General features: G+C 70.1%; 13 protein-coding genes. 5 read left to right on the forward strand and 8 right to left on the reverse strand.

Going from position 1 to position 20,135, the window contains the following annotated elements:
- Window positions 1–149: 149 nt before the first annotated feature.
- Both F5X71_RS34270 and F5X71_RS34275 read left to right on the forward strand, forming a co-directional pair.
- Window positions 150–1,307: an FAD-binding oxidoreductase gene (locus F5X71_RS34270; protein WP_167465703.1), complete on the forward strand. Its 1,158-nt coding sequence runs from the start codon at window positions 150–152 to the stop codon at window positions 1,305–1,307.
- 14 nt (window positions 1,308–1,321) lie between these two features.
- Window positions 1,322–2,143 carry an FAD-binding oxidoreductase gene (locus F5X71_RS34275; protein ID WP_238815615.1) on the forward strand — a complete coding sequence of 274 codons (822 nt, stop codon included), beginning with the start codon at window positions 1,322–1,324 and terminating at the stop codon, window positions 2,141–2,143.
- Between the two features lie 152 nt (window positions 2,144–2,295).
- Here the strand turns inward: F5X71_RS34275 and F5X71_RS34280 are convergent, their stop codons facing one another.
- The 5 genes from F5X71_RS34280 to dnaK form a co-directional block, all read right to left on the reverse strand.
- Window positions 2,296–3,465 carry an FAD-binding oxidoreductase gene (locus tag F5X71_RS34280; protein WP_167465704.1) on the reverse strand — a complete coding sequence of 390 codons (1,170 nt, stop codon included), beginning with the start codon at window positions 3,463–3,465 and terminating at the stop codon, window positions 2,296–2,298.
- 550 nt (window positions 3,466–4,015) lie between these two features.
- The gene (locus F5X71_RS34285) at window positions 4,016–4,423 is read right to left on the reverse strand and encodes a heat shock protein transcriptional repressor HspR (protein ID WP_167465705.1); all 408 of its coding nucleotides are present in this window, start codon (window positions 4,421–4,423) and stop codon (window positions 4,016–4,018) included.
- Window positions 4,423–5,580 carry a molecular chaperone DnaJ gene (gene dnaJ, locus F5X71_RS34290; RefSeq protein WP_167465706.1) on the reverse strand — a complete coding sequence of 386 codons (1,158 nt, stop codon included), beginning with the start codon at window positions 5,578–5,580 and terminating at the stop codon, window positions 4,423–4,425. Before dnaJ ends, F5X71_RS34285 begins: the two co-directional genes overlap by 1 nt.
- Window positions 5,581–5,628: 48 nt before the next feature.
- Window positions 5,629–6,285, reverse strand: a complete 657-nt coding sequence (grpE, locus tag F5X71_RS34295) for a nucleotide exchange factor GrpE (RefSeq protein ID WP_167465707.1) — start codon at window positions 6,283–6,285, stop codon at window positions 5,629–5,631.
- A complete protein-coding gene (gene dnaK, locus F5X71_RS34300) occupies window positions 6,282–8,129 on the reverse strand; it encodes a molecular chaperone DnaK (protein ID WP_167465708.1) in 1,848 nt (615 codons plus the stop codon). Before dnaK ends, grpE begins: the two co-directional genes overlap by 4 nt.
- A gap of 427 nt (window positions 8,130–8,556) precedes the next feature.
- On the opposite strand from dnaK, the gene F5X71_RS34305 reads away from it, so the two are divergent.
- Window positions 8,557–10,158: an FAD-binding oxidoreductase gene (locus F5X71_RS34305; protein WP_167465709.1), complete on the forward strand. Its 1,602-nt coding sequence runs from the start codon at window positions 8,557–8,559 to the stop codon at window positions 10,156–10,158.
- Window positions 10,159–10,381: 223 nt separating this feature from the next.
- On the opposite strand, the gene F5X71_RS34310 is transcribed toward F5X71_RS34305, so the two are convergent.
- The 3 genes from F5X71_RS34310 to F5X71_RS34320 are packed head-to-tail and all read right to left on the reverse strand — an operon-like array spanning window position 10,382 to window position 15,466.
- A complete protein-coding gene (locus F5X71_RS34310) occupies window positions 10,382–11,926 on the reverse strand; it encodes a dynamin family protein (protein WP_428981426.1) in 1,545 nt (514 codons plus the stop codon).
- Window positions 11,923–13,785: a dynamin family protein gene (locus F5X71_RS34315; RefSeq protein ID WP_167465710.1), complete on the reverse strand. Its 1,863-nt coding sequence runs from the start codon at window positions 13,783–13,785 to the stop codon at window positions 11,923–11,925. Before F5X71_RS34315 ends, F5X71_RS34310 begins: the two co-directional genes overlap by 4 nt.
- Before the next feature lie 52 nt (window positions 13,786–13,837).
- Window positions 13,838–15,466 carry an IniB N-terminal domain-containing protein gene (locus tag F5X71_RS34320; RefSeq protein ID WP_167465711.1) on the reverse strand — a complete coding sequence of 543 codons (1,629 nt, stop codon included), beginning with the start codon at window positions 15,464–15,466 and terminating at the stop codon, window positions 13,838–13,840.
- Between the two features lie 294 nt (window positions 15,467–15,760).
- On the opposite strand from F5X71_RS34320, the gene F5X71_RS34325 reads away from it, so the two are divergent.
- Window positions 15,761–17,479 (forward strand): Hsp70 family protein, encoded by a 1,719-nt coding sequence (locus F5X71_RS34325; RefSeq protein WP_167465712.1) that lies wholly within the window; start codon window positions 15,761–15,763, stop codon window positions 17,477–17,479.
- A complete protein-coding gene (locus F5X71_RS34330) occupies window positions 17,472–20,084 on the forward strand; it encodes a LuxR C-terminal-related transcriptional regulator (protein ID WP_167465713.1) in 2,613 nt (870 codons plus the stop codon). The genes F5X71_RS34325 and F5X71_RS34330 overlap by 8 nt, the downstream gene beginning before the upstream one ends.
- Window positions 20,085–20,135 lie beyond the last annotated feature (51 nt).

Below are 20,135 nucleotides of genomic sequence, written 5' to 3' on the forward strand. Positions count from 1 at the left end.
ACTGCGTTAGCCCGGCGTTTACCGTTTGGTCTGGGCTTCAGGGACATACCCGCCCCGACCACGGGGAATTCAGGGATACTTGTCCGCGGAGGACGGCCGGTTACGGGTAGGTCCCCGGGCAGAAACTGAGGGAAAGGAAACACCGCGTCGTGGATGCGCGTTCGGCTGCGCTGGTCCGCGCCAACTTCCGTTCGGTGATCGAGGCGCCGAACGGACCCGAACGGTTGGTCAGTGCGTTCTACGGTCACTTGTTCGCCGAGAACCCGCAACTGCGCGAACTCTTCCCGCCTGCGATGGACATGCAGGCGAAGCGGATCGTCACGGCCATCCAGTATGTGCTCGACCATCTGGAGGATTGGGGACGGGCGCAGAAGTTCCTCGAACAACTCGCTCGCGACCACCGCAAGTACGGCGTCGACGCGGCGCACTACGACGCGGCGGGTCGCGCGCTGCTGTCCGCGTTCCGCGCCTACAACGGCGCCGCGTGGCACCGCGGCCTGGAGGAGGGCTGGCGCGACATCACGATCCTGATCTCGGCGTCCATGGCGATCGGCGCGAATTCCGACAAATCGCAGCCGTTCTGGGAGGCGACCGTGGTCGGGCACCGGCGGGTGCTCGAGGATCTGGCCATCGTGCGATTACAGTCCGAGAGCCCGATCCCGTATCAGGCCGGACAGTACGTGCCGCTCACGGTGCCGCAGCGGCCGAAGATGTGGCGCTATTTCTCCCCGGCGATTCCCGCGAACCCGTACGGCGAGATCGAATTCCACATCCGCAAGATCCGCGGCGGCTGGGTGAGCCCCGCGATCGTCAACGAGACCAGGGTCGGTGACCGCTGGCAGATCGCCGGACCGCTCGGCGGCCTGCACGTCGAGCGGGAAAGCGGCCGCGATGTGCTGATGATCGGCGCGGGCACCGGCATCGCCCCGCTGCGCGCCCAGTTGATCGAGATGGGCCAGCGCGGCGTCAACCCGCGGGTGCACTTCTTCATCGGCGGGCGCTATCCCTGCGATCTCTACGACGTGGAGAACATGTGGCAGCTCTCGCAGAGCAATCCGTGGCTCACCATCGTTCCGGTCTGTGAACAGAAGACGAACCCGTGGTGGTATCCGCATCCGCCGCAGGAAGAGCCGTACGGCATGCATCGGCGATTGATCGGTAACCTGGGCGCGGTGGTCGCGAGCTTCGGCGCGTGGGCGGACCGGCAGATCCAGATCGCCGGGTCGGCGAAGATGATCGCCGACACCCGCCGGGCGTTGATCGCGGTCGGCACTCCGGAGCACATCATCAGCTCCGACCCGGTGTGATGAAGGAGGTCCCGATGGGGGACGGTAGCGGGCCAGGTCCGCGGGGCGGGTGGACTCCCGGGGATCCCGAGACGCTCGGCAACGGCGCACAGCAGCCACCCGAATGGACCTCGACCGTGGTCGGGCATCATCGAATTCGCCACGACCTGGCGGTGATTCGGCTGATCGGTGAGTTCGTCCCGTTCGTCGCCGGGCAGTCGGTCGAGGTGACGGTGCCCCAGCAACCGAGCATGCGGCGCAGGCTGTCCCCCGCACTGCCGCCCTCGCTCGACGGCAAACTCGAGTTCCACGTGCGCACCGTGCCGGGCGGCTGGTGCAGCGGCTCGATCGTCGCCGACACCAAACCGGGCGACGAATGGAAGATTCGCGCACCACTCGGCGGCTTCCGGGTCGACCCCGAAGGGGACGAGGTGGTGCTGATCGCGGGCGGCACCGGACTCGCGCCGATGCGGGCGCAGATCCTGGACCTGGCGCGCGCGCCGGAGCCACCGCGCACCTATCTGTTCTTCGGCGGCCATTGCCCGCGCGAGCTCTACGCCTCCGACATGCTGTACCTGCTGGCGGGCGAATTGCCTTGGCTCACCGTGATTCCCGTGGTGGAGAGCCCGGACGACCCGGGCTGGGTGGATGAGTGGTACGAGCACAGCCGCGTCGACATCGGCTTCCCGGCCGACGACATGCTGTTCGGCACCCTCGCCGACGTGGTCGGCTCGCACGGCGCCTTCGACCGACACCAGGTGCTGGTCTGCGGCTCGCCGCGAATGGTGAGTGCGACCGTCGACCGCCTGCTGGAAACCGGAACTCCGCCGGAGCGAATCCAATTCGAAGGACTCTAGGTTCTCGAAACCCGGGCGCTGCCCAGCGGCTGGACGCTGCCTCGAAGTCCGTCGGAATCCCCGGGAGACCGGAATCCGGCCGCGGTACTGGGCACGGCCGGATTCCGGGTGGGTCCGGGATGACGGGAGGGGTCGAAATCCCGGACGGCCGGTCAGAACAGTGGGTCGTGGCGGATGTTCTTGGCGAGCGTCCCCGCGGCCATCAGGCGAAACTTGGTGGTCTGCACCATCGAGGGCGAACCGACGATCTGCACGTCCCGGTCGGCCCAGGAGCCGTAGCCGGCCACCACCTTGCCGATCTGGCCGGTCAGCCGGGGCTCCAGACCGGTCCAGTTCGGCGCCAGGGCGCCGGAATCCTGGTACCACCAAGGGTTTTCCTCGTGTTCGGTCACCGGCGTCACGGTCAGCCAGCGGTTCGCGACGGCGAGGCTGTTGAGCGTGTCCAGGTCGTAGAGGTCGCACGGATGGTGGCCGCCGACGAACAGGTGCACCTTCGGATTGGTGCGCCGCTGCGCCATCGCCATCAGCTGGGCGCGTAACGGCGCGATCCCGGTGCCGCAGCCGACCATCAGCATCTTGCGTTTCGCGTTGCGCGGTATGCCGAGTCCGCCGAGCGGCGCGCCCAGTAGCCATCTGTCGCCGATGGCGGTGTGCCCGACGATGGCCGAGCTGACCCAGCCGCCGAGCACGCTGCGAATGTGGAATTCGATCTCGCCGTTGGCATTTGCCGGTACGGCGGGCGACATGTAGCGCCACATGCGCGGCCGCGACGGCACCTGCACGCTCAGGTACTGGCCGGCGGCGTACTGCATCGGCTGGTCGAGCTGGAGTCGCACGATCGTCAGATTGCGCAGTACCGCACGGCTTTCCACGACGGTGCCGGTCCAGACCGCCGGCGTGGTCTCCTTCGCGGCGGCGCCGAACATGGTGTCGCAGATGATCGTCAGGCCCTCCTCCCAGGCCCGGTCCACCTCGTCGGTCCACATCTCGGTGCCCGCGTAGAGCCGCATCGCGGTCTTCAGCGAGTTGGCCACCGCCGCGTAGTGCTCGCGCTGCACGCCATATTTGCGATGGTCGCGGCCGAGCTGAGAGAGGAACGGCAACAACTTGTTCGGCTCTTCGAGCCGGTCCAGCGCGTAACCGATGGCCTTGACAAGGCGGTCACGCTGTGCATCCATGGCTGCCGGGAAGAAATCGCGGACTTGGGGGTAGTCGGTGAATAGGATCGAATAAAACGATCTCGCTAATTTCTCCTGCCCCCCTTCCTCCGCAGCAACCGCCTTGAACGTCGTTCTGATCAAAGCGACGGTCCGCGAATCCATTTGTGTCACAACCCCATTTCGCACTCGAACACAAAGCTGTGCCGGCGAGTGAGGTGCTGCGGGACACTCGTCAGCAGCCGTTGCCATGGAGTGTAGGCGAGGTTTGCCAGCTACGGAATCCTCCGTTTAAACATCAAGCGTGTAATTCTCCTGAAACGAGGATGGGCAGCGTGAAACGCCCCCTAAACAGACTGAAAGACCGTAAGGATCGGTGAAATCCGTCACAAACACACTGAATTTGCAAGGCTCACTCTGAAAAACTCGCCGCTGGAGCGACCGCACGGCAACTTGTGGACCATCCGTTGGTCACCCGAGCGGACGCCCGACACGGCCGGACCGCCGGGGCGAGCGACGAAATCCGCCGCGGTGCGGGGCCAGGCGCGCCATCCGCGCGAAGCCCCGCCGCACACCGACTCCGGGCTTACCTTTGGCTAACCTGCCCGAGAGTGGCCACACAGCGCCTCGGGCCCCTCGACCGCGGCGCACCAATTGTGTGCCGGGACAAGGGGCCCGAGGGTTAGCCAGCCGTATTCGGCATTGTTGCGCGGTACTAGGTACCGCGACGATTACGGGGCTGCCACACCACCAGCGCGGTACTGCGTTGCGGCGGTGCGAGATCGGGCCGGTAGCCCGCCCGCAGCCGCTCCAGCTCGGCCGCCATCTCGGCGACCCGCTGTTGCAGTTCCTCGACCTGATTGGTGAGTTCGATGATGCGCTTGATGCCCGCCAGGTTGACACCCTCGTCCTGGGACAGCCGCTGCACCTCGCGCAGCAGCTCGACGTCCCTGGTCGAGTAGCGTCGCCCGCCGCCCGAAGTACGTTGTGGCGTAACCAGTCCCAGGCGGTCATAGGTGCGCAGTGTCTGCGCGTGCATGCCGGCCAGCTGCGCCGCCACCGAGATCATGAAGAACTCGGCTCGGGACGCCCCACCGGACGCCCGCTTCGGATCATTGGACATCAAGCACCTGCCCATCCTGCCCGTGGATCGAATCCGCTGGCCTTCTCCGCGTCCGCGTAGCGCCGCAGCGCCTCGGCCGCATTGTCATCCAACTTCTGCGGCACCGCGACCTTGACGGTGACCAGCAGGTCACCGGCACCGCCGCCGCGCTTGGGCACGCCACGACCGCGCACCCGCAGGATACGCCCGTCGGCGGTGCCCGGCGGCACCTTCACCCCGACGCGTCCCTCCAGTGTCGGCACGGAAACCGTTGTGCCGAGCACTAATTCGCTGTAGCTGACCGGCAGCACCAGGGTCAGGTCGTCGCCGTTGCGGCCGAAGACCTTGTCCTGGCTGACGTGCACGCTGACGAACAGATCGCCCGATGGCGCACCGCGCAGGCCCGCCTCGCCCTGACCGGCGAGCCGAATCCGCTGCCCGTCACTGACACCAGGCGGGATCCGGACCGTGATGGTGCGGGTCCGGTTCTGGATGCCGCTGCCGTGGCAGTCCACGCACGGGTCGTCGATGATCGAGCCGGTGCCCCGGCAGTCATCGCACGGCTCGCTGAAGCCGAAGGCGCCCTGGTTGCGGCTGATGATGCCGGTTCCGTTGCAGTTCGGGCAGACCCGAGGGCTGGTGCCCGGCTTGGCGCCGCTGCCGTGACAGGTGGTACACGGCGACGGACTGGTCATCCGCAGCGGGACGGTGACGCCCTGCGCGGCCTCCCGGAAACCGAGGGTCGTCTCGGTCTCCACATCGGCCCCGCGGCGCGGGCGGCTCGTGGTCCGGGTGCCGCCCCGGTTGAACAGGCCGCCCAGCAGGTCACCGAGGCCACCGTCGCCCGCGTTCGCGTTGCCGAAGATGTCACCGATGTTGAAGTCCTGCGAGAAGCCGCCGCCCGCGCCGGGGGTGAACCCGCCGCGCGGATAACCGCCGCCCGCGAACAACTTTCGGGTCTCGTCGTACTCCTTGCGCTTGGCCGGATCCGACAGCACCGCGTGCGCTTCGCTGACGGTCTTGAACCGCTCCTCGGCCTTGCTGTCGCCGGGGTTGGCATCCGGATGCAAGTCGCGCGCGAGCTTGCGATACGCCTTCTTGATCTCGTCCTGGGTGGCGCTGGAGGAGACACCCAGCTCCTTGTAGAAGTCCTTTTCGATCCACTCCCGTTGACTCACCGGATATCTCCTCCTCTCACCGTCTTGGGGTTGCGGCGCGCCGCGCCGTTACTGTTTGTTCGCACCGGCATCAGCATCCGATGCCTCTGTCCGAGTGGACTCGCTCTGCTCGGCCACCCCGTCGGTTACCCCGACGAGCGCGTGCCGAAGCACCCGATCGCCGAACCGATAGCCCTTGCGCATGACCAGCCCGATCACCGGTTCGTGGCCCGAGCCCTCGTGCTGCACGGCCTCGTGCAGGGTCGGGTCGAACGGTTCACCCGCCGCGCCGAATTCCTCGAGGCCCTGCTTCTGCAGTGCGGTGCTCAGCTTGTCGGCCACCGACTTCAGTGGCCCGGCATCGAGATCGCCGTGCGCCTTGGCCCGATCGAGATCGTCGAGCACGCCGAGCAATTCGGTGACCACCGCGGCCTTGGCTGCATCGATCGCGGTCTTGCGATCACGCTCCACGCGACGCCGGTAGTTGGCGTACTCCGCGGTCAGCCGCTGCAGGTCGGCCGTGCGCTCGGCGAGCTCACCGCTGACGGCGTCGGCCTGCGCCTCGGGCGCCGCGCCGTTGCCGCCCTCGGGGGCCGCCCCCGCGGCGGCCTCGGCCGCCGCGGGTTCGCGCACCTCACCGGTCTCGGGATCGATCTTGCGGTTGTCCACGAAGGTGATCGGTTCCTGCTCGGTGTCGCGCTGCTCCGAATTCTTGCCGTTTGTCACTTCTTCTCCGTGTCGACCGGCTCGTCCACGACCTCGGCATCCACGACCTGGTCGTCGTCCTGGGTCGCGGAGGCGCCGTTGCTCGACGCGGCGGCGTCATTGGCCGACGCCTCGTAGATCGCCTGACCCAACGCCTGCGACTCGGTCGCGAGCTTCTCGACAGCCGCCTTGACCGCGGCGATGTCGGTGCCCTTGAGCGCCTCGTTCGCCTCGGCGATGGCCGCCTCGACCTTGGTCTTGATCTCGGCCGGGACCTTGTCCTCGTTGTCCTTGATGAACTTCTCGGTCTGGTGCACCAGCGACTCGGCCTGGTTGCGGGTCTCGGCCTCCTCGCGGCGGGCCTTGTCCTCAGCGGCGTGCGCCTCGGCGTCCTTCACCATCCGGTCGATCTCCTCCTTGGACAGGCCGGAGCCGTCCTGGATCTTGATCGTGTTCTCCTTGCCGGTGCCCTTGTCCTTCGCGGTGACGTGCACGATGCCGTTGGCGTCGATGTCGAAGGTGACCTCGATCTGCGGCACGCCGCGCGGGGCCGGCGGGATGCCGGTCAGCTCGAACGAACCGAGCAGCTTGTTGTGCGAGGCGATCTCGCGCTCGCCCTGGAAGACCTGGATCTGCACGGACGGCTGGTTGTCGTCGGCCGTGGTGAAGGTCTCCGAGCGCTTGGTCGGGATGGTGGTGTTGCGCTCGATGAGCTTGGTCATCACGCCGCCCTTGGTCTCGATGCCCAGCGACAGCGGGGTGACATCGAGCAGCAGGACGTCCTTGACCTCACCCTTGAGCACACCGGCCTGCAGGGCGGCGCCGACGGCGACGACCTCGTCCGGGTTCACGCCCTTGTTCGGCTCTCGACCGCCGGTCAGCTCCTTGACCAGGTCGGAGACGGCGGGCATACGGGTGGAACCACCGACGAGCACGACGTGGTCGATGTCGGCCACGTTGATGCCCGCGTCCTTGATCACGGACTGGAACGGCGCGCGGGTGCGGTCGAGCAGGTCCGAGGTGATCTTCTGGAACTCGGCGCGGGTCAGCTGCTCGTCGAGGAACAGCGGGTTCTTGTCCGCGTCGACGGTGATGTAGGGCAGGTTGATCGAGGTGCTCTGCGAGGAGCTCAGCTCGATCTTGGCCTTCTCGGCGGCCTCGCGCAGCCGCTGCATGGCCATCTTGTCCTTGGTCAGGTCGATGCCCGCGCTGGCCTTGAACTTGTCCACCAGCCAGGACACCACCCGCTCGTCCCAGTCGTCACCACCGAGGTGGTTGTCGCCGGAGGTGGCGCGGACCTCGACGACGCCCTCGCCGATTTCCAGCAGCGAGACGTCGAAGGTGCCGCCACCGAGGTCGAAGACCAGGATGGTCTGTTCCTTGTCGCCCTTGTCCAGGCCGTACGCGAGCGCGGCCGCGGTGGGCTCGTTGACGATGCGCAGCACGTTCAGGCCGGCGATCTGGCCGGCTTCCTTGGTGGCCTGCCGCTGGGCGTCCTCGAAGTACGCGGGCACGGTGATGACCGCGTCGGTGATCTCCTCACCGAGGTAGGCCTCCGCGTCGCGCTTCAGCTTCATCAGGGTGCGCGCGCTGATTTCCTGCGGGGTGTACTTCTTGCCATCGATCTCGACGGTCCAGTCGGTGCCGATGTGGCGCTTGACCGAGCGAATGGTGCGGTCGACGTTGGTGACGGCCTGGTTCTTCGCCGGCTGGCCGACCAGCACCTCGCCGTTCTTCGCGAACGCGACGATCGACGGGGTGGTGCGCGATCCTTCCGAGTTGGCCACGACGACCGGCTCGCCGCCTTCGAGAACGGCGACGACCGAGTTCGTGGTCCCGAGGTCGATTCCGACCGCACGAGCCATTGTGGTTCCTCCTATGTGACGTACTTACAGGTGTCGGTGCCTGGGCGGGTGCCGCCCTGCGACCGGATGTCCGCATCGGGACCTGCCGTGCCGCGAGACCTCGCCCCAAGCACCTGACGGAGCACGGTCCCAGCAACGCTGAGCGTGGTCGGCTCAATCCTGCACCCGATCATCGTTCGGGTCAACTCAAACTTGAGTCCGACACACTCAATGTTGTCGAATAGCTCAACGGACGACCGGCGCGGATCATTCCCGGATACCGGACCGAATTTCGTCCGCCCGTCATTCTCGTCCCCGACACCCCCATCTACCAGCACTTATAGATAACAGCCGCTGGTCAGGGCCGATGCCGTACCGGCCGCCGCGGCCGCGTATCCGTGCTGCAATAGCGGCGGGACGGGCGCGAGCCCGGCGGAAAGGAGTCGGGGTGTCAGCGAAGACGCGGTCGTGGTGGGGCTGGGGGAATGTCGAGGACGCGGTGGCGGGGGCCGAGCGGGCGGCACTGACCAAACGGGTGGCCGCGATCCTGCCCGAGGCCGACCTCACCGTGCACGAGCCGCCGCCGCTCGCCGCGCTCGACCTTCCCGCCCCGCGGCTGAGCGCGCCGGCCGCGCTCGCGGGACTGGCCTCGGCGGACCCCGCCGACCGTGCGGCGCACGCGCACGGACAGGCCTTCCGCGATGTGGTGCGCAACCTGATGGGCGAGATCGCCACACCGCCCGACCTCGTCGTGCGGCCGCGCACCGAGGCCGACATCGTCGATGTGCTCGACTGGGCGAGCCGGTGCGATATCGCGGTGATCCCGTTCGGCGGCGGCACCTCCGTGGTCGGCGGCGTGGAGCCGCGGCTGGACGGCGAGTTCGCCGGCGCGATCAGTCTCGATCTCGGCGCGCTCGATCGCGTGCTCGAGCTCGATCGCACCAGCCGTGCCGCCCGCATCCAGGCCGGCGTGCTCGGGCCCGCACTGGAAGATCAAGTGCGCGAAGCGAATCTGACGCTGCGGCATTTCCCGCAATCGTTCGAGTTCTCCACCCTCGGCGGCTGGCTCGCCACCAGGGCGGGCGGGCACTTCGCCACCCTCTACACCCACATCGATGATCTCGTCGAGTCCATGCGGGTGGTGACGCCCGCGGGCATCAGCGAATCCCGCAGGCTGCCTGGGTCGGGGGCAGGCCCCTCGCCCGATCGGCTGTTCCTGGGCTCCGAGGGCATCCTCGGCGTGATCACCGAGGCCTGGCTGCGCCTCCAGGACCGGCCGCGGTGGCGCGCAACGGCTTCCGTGCACTTCGCCGACTACACCGCAGCGGTCGCGGCCACCCGCGCGGTCGCGCAGTCGGGGCTGTACCCGACGAACTGCCGGCTGCTCGACCCCGCCGAGGCGTTCCTCAACGCGGGCGCGGCGACCACGGGCGGGGTGCTGGTTATCGGTTTCGAATCCGCGGACCATCCGACCGAGCCCTGGATGGCGCGCGTCGTCGAGATCGTGCGCGCACACGGCGGCACGTTGCCGGAACCGGTGCGCTACACCGATTCCGACGCACCCGGCACCGGCGGCGCCGCGGCCGACACCTGGCGCTCGTCGTTCCTGCGCATGCCATACCAGCGCGACGCGCTCGCGGCCCAGTCGATGATCACCGAGACCTTCGAAACCGCCTGCACCTGGGACCAATTCGAGGCATTGAAAGCGGCGGTGACCACGGCGGCCGAGGCCGCGTTCCGCGCCGTCGGCGCCACCGGCGTGCTCACCTGCCGGTTCACCCACGTCTATCCGGACGGTCCGGCCCCGTACTTCGGCATCTACGCCGCGGGCCGCTGGGGCAGCACGCTCGCGCAGTGGGACGACATCAAAGCCGCTGTCTCCGAGGCGCTGTCGGCCGCGGGCGGCACCATCACCCACCACCACGCGGTGGGCCGCGACCACCGCCCCTGGTACGACCGGCAGCGACCGGACCCGTTCGCCCAAGCCCTGCGTGCGACCAAAGCGACCCTCGACCCCGCGGGCATCCTGAATCCCGGCGTCCTGATCTGACGCAATGCGCCGCGAACGGGTCGACTACGCACTGATCCCCTCGGCGCCGGCCTGCACACCACCATCAAAACCCTGGTCACCTGGACCGAAACCGACCAGCCCGAAATTATCGCCGCCCGCAACGCCTACGACCGCCGCACTACCCCTTCGACCAGGTATCCACCTTGATCTGCGCCATCGCGTCGAACTAGAAGTCGGTGACGCCGTCGAGGTGCTTACCTGTTCACTCGGACAGGACGCCGAGGGCGCCTTCGGCACTGCGGGCCGCGGTCAGGCAGGCGATGGTGGTGAACTGGTCGGCCAGCGGGTGACGGGCACGGGAGCGCCACTTGTGCACCGCGGCCGCGGCCTGTTCGCGCTGCGTCGCGGGTGCCGCGTCGACCGGCAGACCGAGGCGCAGGTGTGGCGCGACGCCTGAGCCGCCGATCAGACGGTGCAGCTCCGCCAGATCCTCTGGCGGCAAGGACAATTCGTCGGTACGCAGCCGCCCGAGCAACCGCAGCTCGGCGAAGCCGTGCACGTCGGCCAGCAAGGTGCGCACTCGGGGCAGCAGCGCGTCGGCCTCGCTGCCCGGGTAGGCGCTCAGCACTCGGGCAAGCGCGGTGAGTGCCGAGTGCGCCTTGAGCTGGTCGGCCCGCTGGCCGAATTGCACGTCGAGCACCGAGCGCAGCTCGTCCACCCCGCTGCGCGCAGTCAATTCCGCGGCAAGCGTGGCCGAATCACGCACCCCGAGCCGAACCAGGGTGACCGCCATCCGAATTCCGAACAGACCGAACCGCTCGGCGAGCTGCGCGCGGACCTCGGGCAGCACCGGCAACGCGATATCGGGCCGGGCGAAGCGGTCCGCGGACAGCAAAGCCACGCTCAACTCCTCGACCGGCACGCCGGCCAGCGCTTCGAACGCCGCGTACTCCTGCTGCCGCAGCGTCGCGGCCGCGAACGCGAGCAACCCCGCGACCGGAATCACCGCCTGGCACAAGCCGGTCCGCTCCAACTCCCCCGCGAAACGCGCGGCGACCTCACGCGCGGAATGCAACGCGTCGATCCGGCCCGCGCCGATCTCGTCGGCCCGCGAGACCACGCCGACCACGCCCAGCGGGCCCGAAACACCCGAGGCCGCACCGGTTCCCGCGCCGACCCGCTCCAGGAATCCCACATCGGCCGCGTCGAGTCTGCGCAGCAGATAGACCACCGCGTCGGCGCCGGGGAGCGCGGGCCCCGCCTCGGCCCGCGAAGACTCCGCACCCGGCGTGAGCAATCGGGCCGTACGCTGCGACACCTCCCGCGACAGCGACGAGGTGCCCGGCGTATCGATGATCGTGGTGTGCGCCAGCGCCGCCGCGGGCCATTCGACCTCCAGGTGGTCGACCTCGCGCGGGGCGGGCGTGTGCCACCGTAATCGCTCCAGGTCGAAACTCAGCCCGTGCGTGCCGCTGCCGCGGCGCACCACCACGTTGGCGCGGGCGCCGTCGCGGGCGTGCGCGGTGACGCTCGGCGTCGAGCCGTACCGATACCAGGTGACCACCCGGGTGCACTCGGTCGCGTCGGTCGGCGCGATGTCCTGGCCGACAAGCGAATTGAGCAGCGTGGACTTGCCCGCCTTCAGCGACCCGGCCAGCGCGATGCGCAGGGGCTGGTCGAGTCGCCCCGCGCAGTCGGCGAGCAGCGCGCGCGGCTGCGGCCGGTCCGCGAGGGCCGCCCGTGCGGCGCCGACCAACCGGTGCGCCTCGGCCACGATTCCCGGTGTCGCGCCGACCTCTCGTGTCACGAGGCAACCGTACCGACGGGCACACCCGGCAGCGCGGCCTGCATCGCGTCGGCGTAGCTGTTCAGCTCGGCGACCGCCCGCAACTGGCGTTCCAGCACCGCGCCGCGCTCGGCCCGGCGGGCATGCGCCATGCTCGCCGCCTCCTGTGCGGCGCGCAGCGAGTCATCGATCGAGCGCAGGCTCCGCTCGGCGATGCCCGCGTAGTGATCGCGCAGCGCGCGGTGGATGCGATGCAACCGATCCTTCGATTCCTTGGCCGTGTGGAAGGCGACATCGTCGACGAAGCGGCGCACGGCGGCCTTCGCCTCATTGCGGCGGCGGCCGAGCCTGGCCTGCTTGTCGTCGCGGAAGGCCTTGCCGCCCACCACGAGCCCGGCGCCGATGGACAGCGGATTCAGCAGTGCGAGCCCGGCGAAGGTGCTGGCGAGCCCGACCATCAGCACGCCGCCGTAGGACCCGCGCATGCCGACCAGCAGCTTGCTGCCGAAACCGATGTCGGGCTCCAGCTCCGCGAGGGTGCCCGCGCCCGCGTGGCCGCCTTCGGTGGCGTCCGTGCGGACCGCGGGCAGCTCGACGGCACCGAGCTCGGTGAAGTGCTCGGCCACGCGCTCGGCCAGCTGCCGTGCTCGCGCGTGCGTCCACAGCAGGTTGTCGCCGATCGCGGTATCGATGGTGCCGGTGAGGTATTCGGCGATCCGGTCCCAGTGCCTGCCCGGGTCGTGCCCGTCGATCCATTCCTCGGTGGTTCTGGCGATGCCGCGCAACCGATCCCGCAGATCGTGATCGATATCGCCTGCCAGGTCGGTGATCCCGTCCGCCAGCGTCTGCTGCCACGCCGCGGTACGCCGTTGCAATTCCTGAGCCGCCGCGCGCGCCGCCCGCAGTTCCCGGACCGCGGCGGCACCGCGCGCCGGATCGCGGACCGCGACCAGTTCGCTGCCCAGCGCCAGCGCCAAATGCTCGGCCGCCGAGCGGATATCGCGCGCCACCGCTGCCCGGGTGGCGAGCTGGTCGCGGGCCACCACCTCCTCGCGCAGGAACTGGTAGAGCGGCCCGAACCCGGACTCGAGGCCGAGCTGGCGGTCCTGCGACCGCAACGCGTGACCGCGCAGCAGCGACGACACCGCGAGCATCGGCACCTGGACACCGGCCCTGGCCAGATGCGCGCGATCGGCCTCGTATACCTGTCGCCAATGCGGATAGAGGTCGGTCTTGGTGACCAGAAGCGCCACCGTGGGGCACAATTCGCGGACCTGGCGCAGGAAGGCGAGCTCGGGCTCGGTGAGTTCGGTGGACGCGTCGGTGAGCACAAGCACCGCGTCGGCGGCGGGCACCATGCCCAGGACGCTTGCCGCGTAAGAACTTCCGTGTCCGCCGACACCCGGGGTGTCGACCAGGACGATGCCGTCGGCAAGCAGCGGGTTCGGCACCTCGAGTTCCACTCGCAGGATCCGGCGCCCCTGCGCGAGCGGGGACCGCGCGGTGAGACCGCCGATGTCCGCGATCGGCACCGCGACCCGGGACTGTGGGCCGCCACCGTCGCCGCCTGGCGCGGCGAGCACCAACTCCGCCTTCGGCGCTGGACCGTGCGCGAGCACCGTAGTGATGGTGGTGGTCACGCCGTCGCCCACCGGGCAGATCTCCAGATCGAGCAGTGCGTTGACGAATCGACTCTTGCCCTGATCCAGCAGTCCGGCGACGACGATGCGCCGCCGCGGGTCCCGGACCCGCTCGGCCGCCGCCTCCAGGCGGCCGACCAGATCGGTGCGCCCCGCGGCCCGCGCCGCCGCGATGGTTTCGCCGAGTACCGCGAGCAGCGGTACCGCCGGTGCGGTGGCGTTCGGTGTTGGCGTCCCCATCGCGGACTCGACCTCTTTCGGTTGGGCGGAACGGTTTTCAGCGGGGCGGTGATCAGTGCAGCAACGCGTCGCCACCCAGATCGGTGCCCCCGGTGCCGTCGAGACCCGCGTCCGCGTGCGTGCCGGCGAACAGTCCGGTGTTCGCCGAGCTGTCCAGCCCCGAACCGAACGCGCTCGACACATCCAGTGCTGACCAGGCATTCGCCGTGCTGCCGACAGTTCCGTCGATGCCGGCCCCGGTGTCCACCGCACCGTGCGCGGCGGAGTCGAGCGAACCACCCAGTCCCGCAGAAGAATCCAGCGCACCATGCGCGGCGCCGCCGAGGCCGGTGTCCACACCGCCGCTGAGGTTGCCACCCGCATCGACTGAGCTGTTGAGCGCGCCACCCGAGTTCACCGCGCCGCCGAGCGAACCACCCAGATTCGCACCAGCATCCACCGCGCTGCCGAGATTCCCAACGGCATCCACCGTGTTGCCCAGCAAACCACCAAGGCTCCCACCGGCGTCCACCGTGCTGCCAAGCGAACTCCCAAGGCTCCCACCGGCGTCCACCGCGCTGCAAAGGTTTCCACCAGCGTCCACAGCGCCGCCGAGCGAGCCGCCAAGGCTCCCCACGGCATCCACCGTGTCGCCCAGCGAGCTACCAAGATTTCCACCGGCATCCACCGCACCGCCGAGTGAACCGCCCAGTCCGGCAGTGGTATTCACCGCGCCGTCGAATCCGGAGGACAGGTCGGCACCCAGCCCGGTGGCCGAGCCGATGCTCGTGGACAGTCCCGTCTCCAGCCCGGTCGCCGCCTGCGCACCCGCGTCCAGTCCGGCACCGAGCCCGGTTTCCAGACCGGTGCCCACCTGCGCGCCCGCGCTGACGGCGCGGTCGAGTCCGGCCGAGAGTCCGCCGCCGAGACCGGCGCCCGCGTCGGTGACCGCACCGAGGCTCGAGCCCAGACCGGTCGCCAGGTCAGCACCGAGGTCGGCGCCCGCGCCGAGCGAGCCGTCGAGACCGGCGGACAGATCGGTCGCGGCATGCGCGGCGCCTTGCAGACTCGAATTCAGATCCGCGCCGAGCCTGCTCTCCAGTCCGGCGGACAGGCTCGTCTCCAGGCCCGTGCCGACCTGCAACGCGCTGTTCACCGCGCTCTGCAGTCCCGTGCCGAGATCGGCACCCACCTGCACGCCCGCGCCGAGGCCGGACACCGCCCGTGCACCCGTGTCGAGCGCGCCGCCGACCGCGTCGGCCAGCTCGGCGCCCGCGGTGGCGGCCGTCTGCAGCCCGGTCTGCAATCCCGTGCCGAGGTTCGCGCCGAGCTGCAGTCCGGTGCCGATCGCGGTGTCCAGGCCCGCGCCGAGATCGATGTCGGCCTGCCCCCCGAGATCGATGCCGAGACCGGCGTTCAACCCGGCGTTCGCGGCCGCGGCGGCGCCGACGGCACCCACCGCGCCGAGCCCGGCGGCGGCACCGGTCTGGGCGCCCGCGGCGACGATCGCGGACAGCTGCGAGCCACCCGCGACCAGTGCCGACTCGGCGACCATCGGGGCGACGGCGGCGATGTCCTCCGGTGTCACCGTGGGCAATCCCGCGGCCACGAGCGCCTGCGCCGGGTTGGCGCAGTAGCCGACCGCGGCCTCATGATCGCGAAGCAAATTCAGGATGAACTCGAGAATCGCGTTGGGTGTCATCGGAAACATCTCCTGAGAGCTGGCGGACCTTCACGATCCGCGTCGTTGGAATGAATTTCACGCTAGGGGCGCAACTCGTTACGCGGAACGGGGCAGGCCCCTACTGCTCCCTCGGCGCGGCCGTTAGGGGCGGGGTCGGCATTAGGGGAATTTCCCCGCGAGTTCCCCAACGCAGGTAACGGCGGACCGCCAGCTACCGAAACAACTGATGCATCGGCGTGCCCGCACTGCCTTTCGCACCCGGACTACACAGCAGCGAGACCCGACCACACAGTTTTCGAACGGGGTTCACGAATGACACAGCGTGTGGCGCTCGGCATCACTGTCGGAGCGTCGAATTCGGTCGCCGTGGCGGCCGCGGGGGATGAACGAGACAGCGTGCGCACGCGGCCGAGCGTGCTACGGCTCAGCCCCGACGCTCCGCCCGCGCTCGGCGCCGCCGCGCACGGCAGCGCACCGCACGCCCGCGAGGTATTACTCGAAGGATTCCTGGCCAGGGTCGGCGACCCGGTCGACATGCTGGCCGAGGACGGCTCCTCGCATTCGGCCGCCGATCTCGTCGCGACCGCGGTGAATTGCCTGATGAACGAGGCGGACGCCGAAGCACGATCGACCGTGGCGTGTCACCCGGCGTGGTGGTCGGCGCACACCGTCGAGATCCAGCGCACCGCTCTGGCGCGCGCGGGCCTGGACGAGCTGACCCTGGTACCGGAACCGCTCGCCGCCCTGCGCTGGCTCACCGCGACCCACGGTCCGCGTGCCGACGGCGCGGTCGTCGTCTACGACCTCGGCGCCACCGGTCTCACCGTCTCGGTATTGCGCACCGGCGATCATGCCGGGCTACTCGGCACACCGGCCCGGAGCACCGACATCGCCGGTGCGGAATTCGATCTGCGCACCATGCGCTACGTGCTGGCAAACGTTACCGACGCAAATGATTTGGACCCGTTCGATCCCGCGGTGGAGCGCGAATTGGCGACATTGCGCGATCGCTGCCGAACGGCGAAAGAAGAGCTGTCGATAAATACCGCGACGGTCGTTCGGGTGCGCTTGAATCCGGCCGACGCGCACAGCACCAATGTGCGCCTGGTCCGTGGCGAGCTGGAGGAACTGCTCCGCGCGCCGCTGCTGGCCTCGACCGAGCTGATCCGGGACGCCGTGCACCGGGCAGGCCTGGACATCGGCGACCTGGATGGCGTCCTGCTCACCGGCGGCGGTAGCGCGATACCGCTTGTCGCCGAACTGATCTCGTCCGAGTTCGGGCTTCCGGTGCTGGCCGCGCCCGCACCGGCGCAGACCAGCGCGCACGGCGCGGCGCTGCTGGCCGCCGACCGCACCGCCGCAGGCGCGGCACCCGCGTCGGCGCCCGAAGACCTGCCGACCGTGGCGCTTTCGACCACGCCCGCGGTGGCACCTGCCTTGTCCGGCGCACCCGCGCTGCCAACGGCGGTACCCGCGCGGCGCGGTGGCAGGCGCCGGATGGCCGTCGTCGCGGGCGCGGTCGTCGTGCTCGGCCTGCTCGCCACCGGCACCGTCGCGATCGGCACCGGCATCCAGTCGAATCCGGGCACCACCGCGCCGTCGACCCCCGCACGGGCCGGTGAGGTCGCCGCGACCTTCGGCCCGGCGCCCGATGCCCCGCGCGACCCGAACACCCCGGTCGCCGTGGTGGATTCCGCGCCACCGAGCGCGACGCACGCGAAAGCCGAGGCAGGGCAACCCGCTATCCCGCCGGCCGCCGCGGTGGCCGTCGTGGACAGCCGCCCCGCCGCCGAGCAACCCCCCGCGCCGCCCGCGGAACCCGGTGCGGCGCAACCGGCCCCGCCCGCACCGCCGCAACCGGGCCCCGCGCCCGCTCCGGCGCCGGCCCCAGCACCGCAGCAGCCGCCGCCCGCCCCCGCCGTGCCGAACCTGCCTGCCGAGGTCCTCAACGACACCGTCGACGAGGTCGGCGGCGCGGTCGGCACCATCCTGCGGGCACCCGGCAAGATCCTCGGAGGAAACGGTGGCTGATATCGCCTTCGACACGCTGCCCTCGGCGCGGGAGATCCTGCGGGAGTTGGAGAACGCCGACCGGGAACCGGCCGTCTACCTGATCCGTGGTCGCTCGCAGACCGGCAAGTCGACCCTGCTCAACGAGATTCGCGCCCGGCTGCGGGCGCGCGGCATCCCGCTACAGGATCCTCCGATCGCCGAGACCGCCTGCACCACGGCCGCCGAAGACCCGATCCCCGTCGCGGGCAACGGCTTCGGCGCCCGTCCCAGCAGCGCGCCGCGCCCGGCGCTGGTCGTCGACAACGCGCACACGCTGAGCCGATCCGATCTCGACTTCCTCTGCACCGCGATCGAATCCGGCACCCGCACGGTGGTGATCGCCGCCCAGCAGCGCCCGCACGATCCGCGGCTGCGCGCACTGGCCGATACCGTCGCCCGGCGCGGCCGGGTGGTGGAGTTACGTCCGCTCGGCGTCACCGACATCGCCCCCTTCGCCAGGGAACTCGGCATGATGGTGCCGCGTCAGGTGGCCCAGCACATCCACCGCCAGACCGACGGCATCCGCGGCGGCGTCGTCGCCGCGCTGACCGCCGCCTGCTCGGCCCGCCTCGACGCCGGCATCGGCGCGGTCGACGCCGCCGTCACGGCATGGGCTCGCGCGCTGCTGGACAACCTGGAGCCGGATCTGCTGGAGACCCTCGTCGTCGCCACCACGGGCACCGGCCTGGACGCCAGTGAGCTGCACGAGGTGCTCGGCGTGGAACCCGTTGCCGCACAGCACCTCATCGATCGCGCCAGGGCCAGTGCCCTGGTCACGGACGCGGATCTGCTGCTCACCCCCGCCGTCGGGCCGCTGCGCACGCTGCTCGGCGACCGCAGGTTCGTCGGGGTGCAGCGCAAGCTGCTCAGCGCGCGACTGGACGCGGGCCTGCTGCGCGATCACACCGCGCTGCTGCTCGCCGAATCGGGCGTAAGGGATCCGCGGCTTGCCGAATTCCTCACCACGGCAGCGGAAAAGGCGGGCCGCGAGGCCGTGCGCTACTACGCGGCGGCCGCGGCCACCGGCGCCGATCCCGACCGCATCGCGCTGCGCTGGGCCGAGGCCGCGGGACGCAACGGCGACGGCGAGACCGCCATGCGCCTGGCCGAGCCGGTGCTCGCCCGGCCCGGGGTATCCGGTGCGGAACTCGCCGACGCGGTGCGGATCTGCGCCGCCGTGCTGACCCGGCGCGGCCTGGTCGGCCGTGCGGCGCAACTGTATTCGTGGCTCGGCGGGCAGCGGGTCGGCCCGGATTGGGCCGTCGGCGCCACCGTGCTCGCGCTCGCGGGCGACATGGCGGGCGCCGCACAGATGTCCGCCTCGGCGACCCAGTGGCCGCCGACCGAGGCCACCGCGCATGCCCGCTTGATCGCGGGTGCGCTGGCGGACACTCTCGACGGGCACGAAACCCACGACGGACCAGGGCAATCCGCGAACCGCTGCGCGGCGGCGGTATCGGCGCTGGTGCAGGCCGCGCACACGGACTCGGGCGTCGACCGCTTCCTGCCGTGCACGGCGGTGTCCATCGCGACCCTGCTGTGCCTCGGCACCGGCGAGCCGCGCCGGGCCGGTGACGCGCTACGCCGGGCCACCGCAAGCGGCCTGCGCTGCCATCAACTGCAGGTGCTCGCTGCCTGGGCGGCGATGCTCGGCGGCGACGAGCGCGCCGCGGCCACCACGGTCGCCGCGCTCGACTACGACTCGCTCGACCCGCGCGATCGGCTGCTCGCGCACGGCGTCGCGGTCGGACTGGCCCGGCGCACCGGCGACCTGGCCGCGCTCGCCCGCGCCTGGCAGGCCGCCCATCTGATGTTCGACGACGTCGAGGCCGATCTGCTGATGCTGCTGCCGATCGGTGAGCTGTGGCTAGCCGGCATCCGGTTGCGCGACGAACGCCGGATCGCACCGCTGGTCGACGCGGCGCTCGCGTTGCTGCGCCGCGTCGCGCAACCGCCCGCCTGGGCCAACGCCTTCCACTGGTACGGCGTGCAAGCCGCGATCCTGCACGAGAGCCCGCAGGAGTTGCTCCCACACGCCAAGGCGTTGAAGGCGGCGGCCGAGGCGGGCGATCGGCACGCCGCGATCCTCGCCGACGCCGGGCGCACCTGGGTGCTCGTGCTGCGCGGACAGGTCGCGGCGGCGCCGGTCACCGCGGCCGTCGCCGGGCTGAGCGAGATCGGCATGACCTGGGACGCGGCCCGGCTGGCCAGCGAGGCCGCGCTCGGCGCCGCCGATTCGGCGACGGCCACCGCGCTGCTCAAGCTGGCCCGCACGGTCCGCGCCGACGCCAAGCCACAGGAACCGAGCGTCCCCGAGCCGCAGCCCGCACCGCGCGATGGCGCCGTAGTCGTCCCCGATCCCGCGGTCGGGGAGCCGACCACGATCCTCAGCGAGCGGGAGCGAGAAGTCGCCGAACTGGTGCTACTCGGTCTGACCTACCGCGAGATCGGCGCCCGTCTGTACATTTCCGCCAAGACCGTGGAGCATCACGTCGCCCGTATTCGACGCCGGATCGGTGCGCGGTCCCGATCGGAGCTATTGTCGATGCTCCGTGCCATGGGACACGGCTCACTGCTGGTGTGATCCAGCACTGGTGCACAGAGTGCGGATTCGTCAGCCGGACGCCGAAGCGAG

The sequence above is a fragment of the Nocardia brasiliensis genome (assembly GCF_011801125.1).
GTDB classification, from domain to species: Bacteria; Actinomycetota; Actinomycetes; order Mycobacteriales; family Mycobacteriaceae; genus Nocardia; species Nocardia brasiliensis_C.

Excerpts from the sequence above, each read along its gene's own strand:
- F5X71_RS34275 (WP_238815615.1), top strand. The coding sequence starts at position 1,322 with ATGGGGGACGGTAGCGGGCCAGGTCCGCGGGGCGGGTGGACTCCCGGG.
- F5X71_RS34280 (WP_167465704.1), bottom strand. The coding sequence starts at position 3,465 with ATGGATTCGCGGACCGTCGCTTTGATCAGAACGACGTTCAAGGCGGTT.
- F5X71_RS34285 (WP_167465705.1), bottom strand. The coding sequence starts at position 4,423 with ATGTCCAATGATCCGAAGCGGGCGTCCGGTGGGGCGTCCCGAGCCGAG.
- dnaK (WP_167465708.1), bottom strand. The coding sequence starts at position 8,129 with ATGGCTCGTGCGGTCGGAATCGACCTCGGGACCACGAACTCGGTCGTC.
- F5X71_RS34315 (WP_167465710.1), bottom strand. The coding sequence starts at position 13,785 with ATGGGGACGCCAACACCGAACGCCACCGCACCGGCGGTACCGCTGCTC.
- F5X71_RS34320 (WP_167465711.1), bottom strand. The coding sequence starts at position 15,466 with ATGACACCCAACGCGATTCTCGAGTTCATCCTGAATTTGCTTCGCGAT.
- F5X71_RS34325 (WP_167465712.1), top strand. The coding sequence starts at position 15,761 with ATGACACAGCGTGTGGCGCTCGGCATCACTGTCGGAGCGTCGAATTCG.